Genomic DNA, 14,605 nt, shown 5'->3' with positions numbered 1-14,605 from the left:
AAATATGCCAAACAAGCTAACAACGACCACCGCAGCGATCGTTGCAACTATGATAGTTGCGCTTACTGGCTCACTTAGCACTTATGACCTCTTCACATCTTGGGCATAGCGCATCTTCTTTACTAGCGTTAAATTTCCAGCATCTTGGGCATTTGTGAAGGTTGCTTGCTATGATCTTAAATTTATCGCCCTCCAGCTCAAACTCAGCTAATGGCTCGCTATCATCGTAAGCTCTAACTGAGCTTACCATGTAAAGATCAGCCACTTCGCGCTCGTCGTAGCCTGTGATGTTGTGGTTTGTGGTCTCTAGGCTTAGCTCTAGGGTTGATTTTATCTTTTTGTCCTTCTTAAGAACATCCACGATCTCGTTAAATTTCTCCCTGCTGGCAAAAAGCAGCTCATCTTCAAAACTAAGGTCAAATTTGATCGGCTCATAGACTAGATCAAACGCGTCTTTTGCCTCGCCCTTGATGATCTTTGGAGCGTAGTCCATCACCTCATCAACGGTGTAAGTAAGCGTTGGGGCGATGAGTGGCAAAAGTGCCTTTGTGATGATAGCCATCGCGCTTTGAGCTGATCTTCTTCTTGGTGCGTCTTTTGCATCGCAGTAAAGTCTATCTTTGCAAACGTCAAGATATACGCCGCTCAGATCGGCTGATAAGAAATTTAAAAGGATATTAAAGCCCTTTGAAAAGTCGTAGTTTCTAAAGCAAGCGCTCGCCTCGTCAAAGACCTTTTTAGCACGTGCTAAGATCCATTTATCAAGGATATTAAACTCTGTATTTAGGCTCTCAAGATCATTTACGTTTGCTAGTAAAAAGCGGATAGTGTTGCGTATTTTGCGGTATTGCTCGCTTATTTGCTTTAATATATCTTCGCTTATTTTTAGGTCACTTGAATAATCACTCATGCCAACCCAAAGGCGTAAAATTTCCACGCCGTGAGTCTTAGCCACGTCTTGTGGAGCGATGACGTTGCCCTTACTCTTGCTCATCTTCTCGCCCTTGGCATCGACTGTAAAGCCGTGAGTTAGGATGCTCTCGTAAGGTGCGTGAGAATTTATAGCTGTGCTTACTAAAAGCGAGCTTTGAAACCAGCCGCGGTGCTGATCTGAGCCCTCAAGATACATGCTTGCAGGGTATTTGCCAGCGTCGTAGTTGTCGCTTTGCAAGACCGCGTGCCACGTCGAGCCGCTATCAAACCAAACGTCAAGAATGTCCATCACTTTTTCTAAATTTTCAGCCTTGTATTTTGAGCCCTTTGGTAAAAGCTCGTCTATGCTTAGCGCCCACCACGCGTCAGCGCCTTTTTCTTTAAAGATAGCCACGATGTGGTCTAAAATTTCACTATCAAATATAACTTCTTTTGTCGCTTTATCTCTGAAAAACGCGATAGGCACGCCCCAGTCACGCTGACGAGAGATACACCAGTCTGGGCGATTTTCTATCATAGAGCCTATTCTTTTTATGCCTACACTTGGGTAGAATTTAACCTTTTCAAGCTCTTTTAGCGCTGTTTGTCTAAGCGTTTTTCCGCCTAGTTTAGCCTCGTCCATAGCTATAAACCACTGCTTTGTGGCTCTATAAATGACAGGCTTGTGCGTTCTCCAGCAAAATGGATAAGAGTGTCTAAATTTAGAGACGCTAAGTAAATTTTTGCCAAGTAGCTCTAAAATTTTCTCATTTGCTTTAAAGATGTGCATGCCGACAAACTCATCTACCACATCACTTCTAAATAGTCCGTGATGTTTTATGCTCTCATCGTAGCAGCCTCCATCATCAACTGGCATCAAAATTTCGCTAAAGCCATATTTCAAACATACGTAGTAGTCGTCCTCACCGTGTCCTGGAGCTGTATGAACAAGTCCAGTACCCCCGTCCATCATGACGTGATCGCCTAGTAAAAATTTAGACTTTCTGCCGTTTAGTGGATTTATCGCGTGGGCGTTTTCAAGTAGGCTTGATTTAAACTCTTTTTTGATCTCGCCCTTGCTTAGGCCACTTTGCACAACGCTTTCAAGTAGTGGCTTTGCAAATATCAAATTTTCAGCCGTTAGCACATAAATTTCATCTGGCTTTAAGCTTATGGCTTGATTTGCTGGAAGTGTCCAAGGCGTGGTCGTCCAGATGACAGCGCTTGCCTCTTTTACGCCAAGCTTTTCTAGCGCGTCGCCATCAAGCTCAAATGCTACGTAAATAGAGTAGTCCTCTTTCTCCTCGTACTCGACCTCAGCTTCAGCTAGCGCCGATCTAGCCGCCCAGCTCCAGTAAACTGGCTTGCTTCTTTCAACCAAAAGGCCTTTTTTAGCGATCTCGCAAAGCGCTTTGTAGATGTCAGCCTCAAACTCAAATTTCATCGTCATGTATGGATTTTCAAAGTCGCCGATGATGCCAAGGCTTTTAAATTCATTTCGCTGAATGTCTATAAATTCTCTCGCATGCTGCCTGCAAAGCTCTCTGATCTCGACCTTGCTAAGCTCTTTTTTCTTATCGCCAAGCTTTACTTCGACTTGCTGCTCGATAGGCAAGCCGTGGCAGTCCCAGCCTGGCACGTAGCGGACGTTTTCGCCGTAAAAATAGTGCGTTTTTGTGATGATATCTTTTAAAATTTTATTTAACGCGTGGCCGATGTGAAGGTGGCCATTTGCATACGGAGGGCCGTCGTGGATGTTGAAGTTTTTAGCCGCATTTTGGCGGTTTTTTTTCATTTTTTCGTAAACCTTGCGCTCTTCGTACCATGATTTTAGTCTTTGTGGTTCATTTTGTGGGAGATTTCCGCGCATCGGGAAATTTGTCTCTGGGAGTAAAAGTGTCTCTTTGTAGTCCATTTTTTACCTTGATTTTAAAATTTGCTAATTTTACACCTGTGCTGGTTAAATCACACTGAAAAATAGTATAATGAGGCAAAAAAAGGAGCTTAAAAATGAGACAAAGTATCTTGATAATAGGCGAAGATCTTGAGATAAATAGAGAATTTCTAAACTACATTTTTCAAAGTTACGAGGATCATTTTGGCGAGCTTGGAGTGGTCAGTTTTGCTCCAAAAAATAGCAAAGAGCTACCTTTTATCATCGAAAATTTATCAAAAGATTACGACTTTGTAAGCATTTTTGGCTCAGATGAAAATTTTGCCATCGCTGCAAAGATAGTAGCAACGCTAACTGGGGGCTCGCTTGAGCTAAAAGATAGCACGACGCTTGCGCTTAAAGATAGCTTAGACTACTCTAAAAATAGCTTTTTAGCCAGCCTAAATAACGCCCAGATAAATCTCATAAAAGCTAATCCAAATGAAGAGCTAGGCGAGTTTCTCACCGAATATGAGCCTGATTTTAGCTACTTTCATCTAATAGACATCGACGCAGATAGCGCGAAGATCCTTATGCTGCCACTTGCTAAAACTTATGAGGTCGATATCACTCTTGCGCAGATCCTGCCAAATTTGATACTAGTAAGGGCAAAAAGCAATAAATTTGGCCAGATCGAGAGCTTTTTACAAGGGGTAAAAACGCTATTTTCACAAAAATTTATCCCGCAAAAAGATGTGATCAAATTTATAGCAAAAAAGCTCATGCAAAAGGGGCTTAAAATTTCATTTGCCGAGTCTTGCACGGCTGGGCTTGCCGCGGCTAAATTTGCAAGATATGGCGGCATCTCAGCTAGCTTTGATGGCTCGTTAGTAACTTATGCAAACCACATAAAGCACGAGTGGCTGGGCGTTGAGGATGAAATTTTAGATACTTACGGAGCCGTGAGCGAGCCTTGCGTAAAAGCGATGGTAAAAGGCATGCTAAGCACGACAAATGCGGACTTTGCGCTTGCTATTAGCGGTATAGCTGGACCAGGTGGGGGCACAGCTAGCAAGCCAGTTGGCACGGTATATGTCGCAGCTGGTGATAGAAACGGCAACATCGAGGTTGAGAGACTGCTTTTAAAAGGGGATCGCAACTACGTTAGAGAGCAAAGCGTGCTAAGCGCCTATTTGTGCCTACTTCGCCTAAAAAGCGAGATATTTTTCGCATAAATTTGACTTTACTAAAAATTTATAAAAGACTTACGCTAAATTTAATAACCTAAAATAAAATCCAGCGGTGATCTTTATAGCAAAAGATCAAGAATAAAAAGCCAAATTTAGGAGGCTAAAAATGTTTAAAAAGATATTGTTGCTCGCCATTAGTGCGTTATTTGCATTTGGTGCCAAGACACAAGCGGGCGAGATAAAAGCAAGTGACTCGCCTTTTGGTTACGCTAGCATTGGCGCGGAGCAAAATTTTGGCGGATACGCCGGCAAAGAGAGTAAAGAAGTCACCGTAAAAGATAGACAAGAACTCGTAAAATACGCCCAAATGGGCGGCTACGTCATCTACGTGGATGGGCTAATAGACCTTAGCGAAGGCAAGATCCCGCAAAATGGCAATAGCGATGGGCTAGATAAATTTATAAGCGAGATTAGCGGTGGTGAGTTTAGCTCTTATACCAAATTTATGCAGGCTTACGGCGCCTCATGCCGCGCAAATTTAGATGGTTCGCAAGATCCAAAGCTAGCAGAGCTTCGCAAAAATTTAGCCAACGAATACAAAAAGCTCATCGTAGTGCCGGTAGCTAGCAACACCACGATAATCGGCCTAGGCGAAAACTCAGGCATAAAAGGTGGCTCACTTTTGCTAAAAAATGTCCAAAATATCGCGATCCGAAACATGAATATCCTAGATGCTTTTGATCCATTTCCAGATATACAAAAAAATGACGGCTTTAATGCGCAATATGACGGCGTTAGCATAGAGTCAAGTAAAAACATCTGGATAGATCACTGCCATTTTAAGGATACTGTTGAGCTTAGCCATGTGCATTTAGCAGGCGGAGAGCTTACTAAATGGCAAACTTATGATGGACTATGCGACATCAAGGGGGATAGTGCGGCTATCACGATCTCGCATAACATCTTTGAAAACCACGACAAAACGATACTAATAGGCTCAAGAGACTCAGACGGCAGCAGCGAAACAAGGACGATAACGGTCGCTCATAACATTTTTGACAACTGCGCGCAACGCCTACCTATGGCACGCAATGCAAAGGTGCACGTCTATAACAACTTTTATGACTCAAAAGATGGCTTTTATGACCAAAAATACGCCATTGGAGTGCGCTTTGGCTCGCTAATATACGCTCAAAACAACTACTTTACAAATGGCGTCAAGATAAGCTACAAATGTAACAAAGGCACCATTTTTGAAAGCGGCAACATAGACTTTTCTAAAAAAGGCAGCGTTTGCGAAAAGCTAGACAAACCACCATTTGAGCCTCCATATAAATTTGAGCTCCTCGAAGCTTCAAACGTCCAAAACGAGGTAAATCAAAACGCAGGCACAGGCAAACTAGCCGTCATAAAATAATATCACCAAAGCCCCGAGCTAGCCAAAACGCTTGGGGCGTGAAAACAAAGCTAAATTTTTATATTTTTACAAGCCAAAACGCTAGCGCATAGCCCATATATCAGCACGCAAAGGCTAACACTTAGCCCAAAGACGCTAAGAGCGGCGGTCTGGCTAAACGAGAGCGTAAAAAACGAGATAAAACTCGTGATAAATGCGCAAAATATCCCATAAATTCGCTCTTTTTCGCTAAGGCTCTCATTTAGCGCAAATATCATGTAGTCAATCCCCACAGCGCTTGCAAGGATGAGCCCAAATACGCCAAAAATGCTTAAATTTACGCCAAAAACGGCAAAGATAAAGAGTGTAAGAAGCACGCCAAAGATGATGACGCCCATCACAAGTGCCGAGATAAGCGCACTAAAATAAAACCAAAGCAGTAAAAACGCGACCACGAGCGCTGCTATTTTTAGCTTTAGCGCAAGCTCTTTTGCCTGAGTTAGGCTCTCATTTAGCGAGCTAGCAAAATTTAGGCTAAAAGCATTATAGCGCTCTAGCACCTCATCACTTTGCGCCCCTTTTACAAAGCCACTCGCGTAAGCCACACTTGCATTTTCATCAAGCATAAATTTCTTAAAATCCTTCATAGATTTTAGAGCCAAAATTTCACTCACGCTAAGCTCTTTTTCGTCCAAAATCTTTAAAATTTCACTTCGTACTTCATCTTTGCTAAAGCCAAATTTCTCATAAATCGCGTAAATTTGCTCATCATCAAGCGCCTTTTTAAAGGCCTCTTTTAGCTCAGCCTGCTCGCTTTTACTTAAAAATATATCACTTAGCGAGCTCTCATCTTTTATCAAATTTCTCTTTTTTAGCTCATCTAAAAGGCTCTTTTCACCTCCCAAAATGTCGCCTCTTGATCTTGTCACTATCATCGTGTTTTGGTTGTTGCCAGTTAGACTTAAGATATAAGAAGAGTCCGCTAGCAGGCTCTTTGGCATATTTGAGTAGTCTTTTACGTTTTCGCTTTTTGATAAATTTTTAAGATCAAAACCAAGAAAAATAGCTAACAAAATAAGTGAGATAGCTAGAAATTTAACCCCCAAATGCCTTGAAACTGCGCCTGAGAGATCACAAAATTTAGTTAAAAACGTGTCAAAAGCCTTTGATCTATAAAATTTCACCCCTTCAAAGACCAAAGGCATAAAAAAGTAGCTAGCTAAAAACGCACCAACTAGCGCAAATGCCGAAAACAGCGCCATTTCTTTAAGCAGCCTAAGATCAGAAAAAGTAAAAGCCAGATAGCCACTAAGCGTGATAAGTAGGCCTAGCAAGAAAATTTTTAGCATATTTTTTATGCTGCTGGCCCTGATCGCTTCGCCCTCGTTTTTGCTAAGCCAGTGCAAGACGTAGTCAAACATAAGGCCAATGAGGCTAGTGCTTATTAAAATAGTAAGGATGTTTAGCTCATTTAGGCAGAGCAAAGTACCTGCAAATGCCACGCTAAAGCCAAATACAGCGATAAATATCACATAAAAAATTCGCAAATTTCTAAAAGCAAGCATCAAAAATATAGCGGTCAAACTAAGCGAAACCACACTCATATAAAGGCTCTCGCTCTCGTTTTTTTGCTTTGAAAATGCCTGATAAAGCGCACTTGAATGCACAAAAAGCTCGTTTTGCCCAACTTTTAGCGCATTTAGCTCGTTATAAAATTTTATTAGCCCCTCGCTCGAAGCTCCCTTTTTTAGCTCGCCTTTTAGCAAGAAAAAGCTCTTCTTACCGTCCTTTACCTCAAGCATGAGATCTGTTAAATTTAAGCTTACGTTGCCATTTTTTGCGCTAAAACCGCTACTTAGCGAGAAAAAATCATCATTTACATTTAAAAGCCTAAAGCTAAAGCTGTTAAAAATTTCCTCTGCGCGTTTTTTGAAAAAGGCGTTTTTATCGCTTTTTAAAAGATCTAAATCACCCCTACTTAAAAGTGCGATCTTTGAGCGGTTGATGTCACTTTTTATATCATTTAAATTTACATCGATGTTCGCCTCAAAGCTCTTAAAAAGCAAGCTTTTAAGCGCCAAGCTTTGCACGTTTTTGGCTAGCTCTTTGGAATTTACAAGTACCAAAAAATTTGACGCCATCTCATCTTGCACCTCTTTTAGCACCTTTGCCTCTTTGGCGTCTTTGAAATTTATCAGTGAAAAGATATCGGTTTGGACGTTTTTTAGGCTCGCAAGCGAATATCCAAGCGAGGCTAAAAAAACAAAGATAAAAGCCAAGATCGTGGCTAATTTTTTCATTTTATACTAAACTCATTTAGCGTTTTATCGCCGCTTACCTCGTCAAGCTCGATCTTTTTTACCGCTTTATCGCCACTTATCTTTATGGATTTAAAAATTTGTTTAAAGAGTAAATTTTTAGGGATTAGCTCTATGCTCCACTCTTTTAGACTGCCGCCTGTTTTTATGTCAAATTCTTTCACAAGCTCGTTTTCATCGAGGCTAATAATGGCTAGAAAGAGCTTTTCATCAAAATTTGCACTCGTCTTTTCAAGCTTGCCATTTTCGTTTTTGAAAATGCCATCTTTGTTTATAAAAACCTTCGAGACGACTGGCTCTAGCGTGTCCCAGTAAAGGCCACCCTTTTCGAGCCTAAACTCGCCCGTGCTTTTTATGCTTTTGTTAAAGCCAGCCAGACTCTTTGTCTGCGTGAAATTTCCACTTACTTTATCTGTTTTTACTATATTTTTAAGCTCACCCAGCTCATAGCCAAAGCAAGATATAAAAATGGCTAAAAAAAGAGCTATTTTTCTCATCTTTTCTCCTTTTCATTATAGGCTTTAAGCGCCTTTTTTAGGCCTTCTGGCATCTCAAAGCAAGTTTGCAAGCTCTTCATCTCTATGACAGCTTGGGCTGTATTTGCCTCGCTTAGTTTTTCGCCCTTTTCATTTTCTATAAGGTAGTGAAATTTCAAAAACGTTTCGCACTCGCTAAGCGTCGTTGTGACCTTTATCACGTCGTTAAAAAAGGCTGGGCGCACGTACTTTACGTCAAGCTTTACGATAGGAAAGGCGTAACCATCTTTTTTCATAGCGATGTAGTTGTATCCTAGCTTGTCAAGCAGCTCGCAACGCGCCATTTCTAGGTACTTGACGTAGTTGCCATGCCACATCACCTCCATGCTATCAACGTCAAAAAACGCCACTTTAAATGTGCTAACGTGTGAAATTTTCACTCTCATCTCCAAAAATCAAAAAAGTTAAACCACTGCGACGGGTTCTTGCACGCTCTTGCTTCAAGCTGCCTTACATAGCTTTGCACGTATGGCAGGATGCTTGCCTTGCGGTCTCTGCTAAGCTTTATCTCATCAGCGATATCGCTTAGCTCGATATCAAATTTATCACCCTTTTTTATGCACCAAAGCGCGCTCATCTTTACTCCCAAAATGCCAGCTAGCAAGTATGGGCCGTAGTTAAATTTAGCCTCCTTGCCAAGAAAGCTAAGCCTTATAAATTTATCTCCATTAAGCGGCGTCCTATCGCCCATTATGCCGATATTTACGCCATCTTCAACCGCCTCTTTTAGCTGCATCATCGCAGCCGCATCAAGCTTTTCAACGCTTATTAGTTTGATCTGCCCCTTGCTGATCTGCTCTAAAATTTTATAAAAATTCTCGCTACCCTTGCTATAAACCAAGATGATCATGCGAAAATTTGGCGATCTAAGCGAGAGTGCCTTGCAAATTTCTACATTTCCAAGATGGCTTGTAAGCACGATCCTGCCAAGCTTTGAAGCTTCAAACTCATCTTTGATGCTATTAAATTTACTAAGCTCTAGCTCGCTTTCAAGCACGCCATTTTGCCAGATGCGAAATTTATCACATATTGCTATGCCAAAGTCATAAAAGTTGCTAAAAACGCCAGTTGCCGGCTTTTTACCGCTAAATTTTTCTACGTTTAAAAGAAATTCTCTTATATTTTCTCTCTCAACTTTTGAAAAGAGATAGTAAAAGCAAACGACGATGATAACGATAGGTTTTATTAGAAATATAGGCAAATTTCTAGTTAAAAATAGACTAACTCTAAGAAAAAATTCGTTTGATCTCTCACCCTTTTGCCACCATGCGTATTTTTGCCCTTTAAAGGCTTTGCCAAGCAAAAATGGCACTAAAGTAAAAAAATATCTTGCGTGCATTAGGCTTATTAGCGCGTTATCTTTTAGCATTTTAAAGTGCGAAACGCCGCCAACTTCGTAGCTCACTTTTAGCGCTACCCACTTGATCTCTACGCCAGATCTTATGGCATTTACCAAGATCTCCATGTCAAATTCCATCCTATTTGAGCTACTTTGGAGGGTCGCACTCTCAAGCTCTTTTAGCGGATAAATTCTAAAGCCACACATCGCGTCTTTGATGTCAAAATTTAAAGTGTTGATCTTGACCCAAAAATTTGTGATCTTTCTGCCATAAAACCTCGACTTTGGCGCGTCTTCGCCGTAAATTGGATCAGCCATTATTAGATCATTTGGATATCTTTTACTAAGCTCTAAAAACTCCGCTACCAAGCTTATGTCGTGCTGAAAGTCAGCGTCGATCTGAAATGCATGCGTGTAGCCGTTTTGCAAAGCGTATCTAAAGCCATCTTTTAGCGCAGCCCCCTTGCCGCCATTTTGCGCTCTAGTTAAAATTTCTACACCAAATTCGCTCAAATTTAGCAAAGCTTTTTTTGAAGCTTCATCTGAGCCATCATCGACTATCAAAATGGGCAGATCATATCTTGCAAGCGCCTCACAAAGGGCTTTGATCTTTTCTGGATGGTTGTAAAATGGTATGAGAAAGAGCGTCTTCATAAGCCCAGCTTTATCCTGCCACCAGCACTTTTGGTGCCATTACAAAATATCTCAAAATAGACCTTCTCATCTTTTTGCGAAATTTCTATGCAAAGCTCGTCATTTGGCCTTACAAATTTTAAAAATTTCAAATTCTCCACCACACATTGATCGCCTATTTCTGCGCCAATCTCTCTTGCAAATTTAAACACAAAATCAAGCTGCACAAAGCCAGGCAAAAGCGGTAAATTTGGAAAATGCTCCATAAAAATGCCAAGTGCTGGGCTAAGCTTTGTCTTAAATTTATAAACGCCATCTTCGCTACTTTTCTCCCAAGAAAGCTCCTCGTTTTTTTCTAAAAGAGCTTTAAAATTTGCCTTTAAAAACTTGCCCTGAGCATTTTTGCAAAGCGAACTAACGATCTTAAAATATCTAACACTATTTTTAAACTCAGGCCTTAAAAGCTCATTTAGCCTTGTGACAACGCCCTTTTTGCCGCTATCTCTAAAGAGCTTCACACCCTCTTGGCTAAGCTCCAAAAGCGCAGCTAGACGCTTAAATTTTGGATGCGTGTCGCAGTAGCAGTCTTTTAAAAGGCCGCTTTCAAACATCTTATTTTCGATACTTATTAGATTGACTCTTTTGTCATTTAGCTTAACGATCCTATCGATCCTGCCTTTTAGCGTGAGCCTGCTGCCATCTATCTGCGCCCAGTCGCTAGTTTGAAAAAACTCGCACCAAGGCGAGCTCACATTTAACGCCTCGTCCTCGCTAAGACCAGCCTTTACCTTGCTAAAAAGCAAGAGCTCATCGCCTAAATTTCTAGCAACTATGCCAGTTTCAGTGCTACCATAAATTTCAATTATCCTAGCGCTACTTAAGCTTTCTATCTTTGCTCTTAGCTCGCTCTTTAGTGCAGATCCCGCGCAGATGATGTTTTTTAGCCCTGAAATTTCAGCTGCTCTTGGGCTAGAAACTAGCGTTTGAAGCAGGACTGGGCTTGTTACGAAGGTTAAATTTGTAAGGTCTAGTTCAAAGATCGCCTCTGGGTAGTTTAGCTCCTTGCTAACGACCCTTGCGCCAGAGATGAGCGGCAAAAAGATCTTAAATGTAAGGCCAAACATGTGCTGGTGCGAAACGCTAGCAAAAAATTTATCCCCCTCATTAAATCCAAGCTCATCTTTTAAAAATAGTCCCTCATCTATCATAGCGCCAAGGCTTTTTTGGATATTTTTACTAGCTCCACTTGAGCCTGAGGTCTGGAGAAAAAATGTAGAATTTTGATCAAATTTTAGCTCCATGCTCTTGCTAAAGTCTAAAAAATCACCAAAATTTTCATCATTAATGACAAATTTATCCCCACTATATATCGGCTTTGCAAGCAAGATAGGTTTTACGCCAAGCGCAAGCGCTCCAAAAAAAGCTGCACAAAAGTCAAAGCTCTGGCTTAAATAAATTTCTATCTCGCTTAAATTTTTCTCTTTTAAATTTGCCCCAAAAGTAGCTGCATACTCGTAAAGGTCCTTGCTAATGTCCACAAATTTAAATGCCTTTAGGCTCTTTTTAAAATCCATTTTCCCTCTTTAAAATAAAAATTTTACGATATAAAATTTCGCCAAAAAACAAAACTCCCATCAAGATATAAGATACAAATGAGCAGTAAATGCTCCAGTAAATTTTATCCTCAAACTGCGCCAAAACAAAGGCAAAAGCTGCGTTAAAAACGAAAAACCAGCACCAAATTTTAGTTAGTCCTCTTGTGTAGCTAACGACCTTTTCATCTATGTTTTTCTCTTTTAGCCTAGCAAGCCTAGTTATCACCGCCTCGCCCTTTAAGCTGTAAAAAAATACCGCCAAAAAGCCAAGACTTACGATACTTGGATATAAAAGCGCTAAATTTACACTTCTAAAAATAGCGCAGATGGCAAAAAATAGCCCAGCTGCTAAGCAAACCTGCCTTGTTTTACCGCTTTCAAAATAAGCCCTAGCCAGCCAAAGAGCGCATAGCACGCAAAAGATAAGAGTTGCACCCTTTTGCCAAAAAAATAGCACCAAAGGATAGGCGATGCTTGCTAAAACTAGCGCTACTTTTACTATCTTATGCTTCAAATTTCTTTGCTACGGCTTTTACGATATCATCAAGCGTTTTTACGTTTTTAAAGTCCTCTGGCATCAGTCTATAACCAGTTTGGCGCTTGATGTAATCAATCATATCAATAGCATCTATACTATCTATCTGCAAGTCCTCATATATCCTAGTTTCAGGCTTTATCTTGCCCTCGTCTATCTCAAAAAGCTCTATCAAAGCCTTCTTTAAAATTTCAAAAATTTCTACTTCGCTCATCGTTATTTCCTATTTTCATAAATGTATTTTGCAAGAGAAGATACACTAAAGAATATCTCTTTTAAATTTGCTGTCTTTGAGTCAAGCACGAGGCCATATTTTTTCTGCACAGCAAGCCCAAGCTCTAGTGCATCGACGCTGTCAAGGCCTAGCCCCTCGCTAAAAAGTGGTGCGTTCTCGTCGATATCGCTTGGCTTCATATCCTCTAAATTTAAGCTTGTAATGATCAGCTCTTTTATCTCATTAACTAGTTCTTTCACTAAATTCCTCCTTATAAATTTTACTTATCTCTTCGTGTAGCGCCCTAGCCCTTACGGGACTTGGCCTATCTTTTAAAAACTCACTAACTTCAAATTTCTTTAGCTCCTTAAAGACGTACTTTATCTTTTCATCTGGCGTTTTGTACCATGGCTCATTTTTTCTAAGGCTTCTTGGAGCCATATTTATACCCACACAAACCACGTTAGACGCGCCTTTTATGCCCATGTATGCGGCTGCTTTATGAAAGATAATCTCCTCTTTCGTGCGCGTGCCCTCTGGGAAAATGAGCAAATTTTCGCCGCTTTTTAAAACATCTACGCTTTTTTGTAAAAATTCCTCGTTATTTGTGTTTGGTATGTAGTTGCACGCCCTAATAGCCGCAAATAAAAATATATTTTTGCCAAGCTCGCCCTTTACGACGCAGTTTATCCTTTTAAATTTTGAGACCAAAAAGACCACATCAAGCAGCGAAGGGTGGTTTGCGATGACTAAATTTGAACCGCCATTTAGCTTTGTAAGCTCAAATTTATAGTCCAGATACCAACAAATTTTAGTAACTTTTATAAAAAATCCCCAAGAAACTCTAACAAGATCGCGGCATAAATTTTGCACAAATTTAAATTTATTTAGCCCCAAAAGCACGACTGGCACTAGCAAAAGGTCGCCACTTATGCAAATGAGCGCAAAAAAGAAAAATAAAAATCCAGCTCTTAAAATTTTAAGGCTCATAGCTAAAATTCCAAGACGCGAAATGACTGCTACTTTGCCACGTTTTTGCCTCATTTGGGTCAAAATTTACGATGAAGCTTTGCAGTAAATTTTCTGAAATTTCTTCTTCTTTTTCCACTCTTTTTAGAGTTAAAACTCTCTTATCTTTTGCCTTTGAGACGACAAGCGCTAGCATAAATGATGGCTTTTTCTCATCAAAATAGCTCTGCGATATCGACTCATGATAGGCAAGGATGAGCACCTTTTCATATCCGTCATTTAGCCTTAAAAACGCAGCTTGCAGCGCGTCTTCTACTGGGCTAAAAGATGAGATGGCTAGAATTTCATTGTGATTTTTAGCTTCGATGCTAAGAAGCGACGAGATAGCGTTATGCACAGAGAGCGAAAACGACGTTGGCGATACTGGCTCAGCCTTTGCAAGCGCAGTTTCTAGCTCAAAACAGCGATTTATCTCGCCCTCATAAGAGCTAAAAATGACTGGCATATCAATGCTCTCAAAACTACTAAGCAGGCTAAAAGCGCACTTTGCGGCACTACTTAGCCTTCTTCTTTGCATGGGCGGGATCTTTGCTAGATCAAATTCTTTTTTATATCTAGCCAGATCCTCGCTGATCTCGCCATAAGCTATAGCGTCATAAAAATCAACTTGAAATTTCATTATTTCGCGATGTCGCCTCTTAGTGTGACGCCAGACATCAAAGAACCGCTGCCGCACTGAAACTGAGTTTTAGAGTTAAATGGCTGTTTTTTGTAATATCCAGTCAAATTTACAACCTTCGTGCCGCCCTCTTTCACCGCTCTTTCTTGAAATGACTTTAGAGCAGAGAGAAGTGCGATCTGGCAAGCCTCTTCGTCGCTTTTGTTAAAGCCATTTGTCTTTTTGTTTGACGTTAGATCTCTTACGATCACCTTGCCAGTGTATCCTGTGCCAAAGCTGATGCTAACGTTTGGTAGCAAAAATTCTTTAGCCTTTGGGCCATTTAAGAAGTCAAGTGAGTGGTACTTCACGTCATCTCTAGCGCTAAGGCTTGAGGCAAATGCCAAAACGGCAACTAATGAAACTAATCTTTTCAT

14 protein-coding genes are annotated in these 14,605 nt (G+C 40.7%); 2 read left to right on the top strand and 12 right to left on the bottom strand.

All coding sequences use genetic code 11. The features are described 5' to 3' along the window. Positions 1–70: 70 nt before the first annotated feature. The gene (ileS, locus tag CYO89_RS08995) at positions 71–2,827 is read right to left on the bottom strand and encodes an isoleucine--tRNA ligase (RefSeq protein ID WP_103598020.1); all 2,757 of its coding nucleotides are present in this window, start codon (positions 2,825–2,827) and stop codon (positions 71–73) included. 95 nt (positions 2,828–2,922) lie between these two features. Here ileS and CYO89_RS08990 point away from each other — a divergent pair, with 95 nt between their 5' ends. After that, the gene (locus tag CYO89_RS08990; RefSeq protein WP_103598019.1) at positions 2,923–4,020 is read left to right on the top strand and encodes a CinA family protein; all 1,098 of its coding nucleotides are present in this window, start codon (positions 2,923–2,925) and stop codon (positions 4,018–4,020) included. A 121-nt stretch (positions 4,021–4,141) separates the two neighbouring features. Then, positions 4,142–5,392: a pectate lyase family protein gene (locus tag CYO89_RS08985; protein ID WP_103598018.1), complete on the top strand. Its 1,251-nt coding sequence runs from the start codon at positions 4,142–4,144 to the stop codon at positions 5,390–5,392. A 50-nt stretch (positions 5,393–5,442) separates the two neighbouring features. On the opposite strand, the gene CYO89_RS08980 is transcribed toward CYO89_RS08985, so the two are convergent. From CYO89_RS08980 to CYO89_RS08930, 11 genes are read right to left on the bottom strand one after another with little or no spacing between them, the layout of a single operon-like run. Then, entirely contained in the window at positions 5,443–7,671 is a 2,229-nt protein-coding gene (locus CYO89_RS08980) for a hypothetical protein (RefSeq protein ID WP_103598017.1), read from the bottom strand. Beyond that, the gene (locus CYO89_RS08975) at positions 7,668–8,186 is read right to left on the bottom strand and encodes a LolA family protein (RefSeq protein WP_103598016.1); all 519 of its coding nucleotides are present in this window, start codon (positions 8,184–8,186) and stop codon (positions 7,668–7,670) included. The genes CYO89_RS08980 and CYO89_RS08975 overlap by 4 nt, the downstream gene beginning before the upstream one ends. Then, positions 8,183–8,611 carry an acyl-CoA thioesterase gene (locus tag CYO89_RS08970; RefSeq protein ID WP_103598015.1) on the bottom strand — a complete coding sequence of 143 codons (429 nt, stop codon included), beginning with the start codon at positions 8,609–8,611 and terminating at the stop codon, positions 8,183–8,185. Before CYO89_RS08970 ends, CYO89_RS08975 begins: the two co-directional genes overlap by 4 nt. Beyond that, the gene (locus CYO89_RS08965; RefSeq protein WP_103598014.1) at positions 8,608–10,218 is read right to left on the bottom strand and encodes a glycosyltransferase family 2 protein; all 1,611 of its coding nucleotides are present in this window, start codon (positions 10,216–10,218) and stop codon (positions 8,608–8,610) included. The genes CYO89_RS08970 and CYO89_RS08965 overlap by 4 nt, the downstream gene beginning before the upstream one ends. Then, on the bottom strand, positions 10,215–11,771 hold the full coding sequence (locus CYO89_RS08960) for an AMP-binding protein (protein WP_103598013.1): 1,557 nt from the start codon (positions 11,769–11,771) through the stop codon (positions 10,215–10,217). The genes CYO89_RS08965 and CYO89_RS08960 overlap by 4 nt, the downstream gene beginning before the upstream one ends. After that, entirely contained in the window at positions 11,761–12,306 is a 546-nt protein-coding gene (locus tag CYO89_RS08955) for a hypothetical protein (RefSeq protein WP_103598012.1), read from the bottom strand. The genes CYO89_RS08960 and CYO89_RS08955 overlap by 11 nt, the downstream gene beginning before the upstream one ends. Next, positions 12,296–12,541, bottom strand: a complete 246-nt coding sequence (locus CYO89_RS08950; protein ID WP_103573561.1) for an acyl carrier protein — start codon at positions 12,539–12,541, stop codon at positions 12,296–12,298. The genes CYO89_RS08955 and CYO89_RS08950 overlap by 11 nt, the downstream gene beginning before the upstream one ends. Positions 12,542–12,543: 2 nt before the next feature. Then, a complete protein-coding gene (locus CYO89_RS08945; RefSeq protein WP_012140381.1) occupies positions 12,544–12,801 on the bottom strand; it encodes a phosphopantetheine-binding protein in 258 nt (85 codons plus the stop codon). After that, the gene (locus CYO89_RS08940) at positions 12,785–13,585 is read right to left on the bottom strand and encodes a lysophospholipid acyltransferase family protein (protein ID WP_258032557.1); all 801 of its coding nucleotides are present in this window, start codon (positions 13,583–13,585) and stop codon (positions 12,785–12,787) included. The genes CYO89_RS08945 and CYO89_RS08940 overlap by 17 nt, the downstream gene beginning before the upstream one ends. Beyond that, positions 13,521–14,189: a beta-ketoacyl synthase chain length factor gene (locus CYO89_RS08935; RefSeq protein ID WP_103598010.1), complete on the bottom strand. Its 669-nt coding sequence runs from the start codon at positions 14,187–14,189 to the stop codon at positions 13,521–13,523. The genes CYO89_RS08940 and CYO89_RS08935 overlap by 65 nt, the downstream gene beginning before the upstream one ends. Continuing rightward, positions 14,189–14,605: a hypothetical protein gene (locus tag CYO89_RS08930; protein ID WP_012140384.1), complete on the bottom strand. Its 417-nt coding sequence runs from the start codon at positions 14,603–14,605 to the stop codon at positions 14,189–14,191. Before CYO89_RS08930 ends, CYO89_RS08935 begins: the two co-directional genes overlap by 1 nt.

This window comes from Campylobacter concisus (assembly GCF_002913765.1).
In the GTDB taxonomy this organism is placed as follows: domain Bacteria; phylum Campylobacterota; class Campylobacteria; order Campylobacterales; family Campylobacteraceae; genus Campylobacter_A; species Campylobacter_A concisus_BB.
This window is presented reverse-complemented; position numbering and strand designations above follow the sequence as displayed.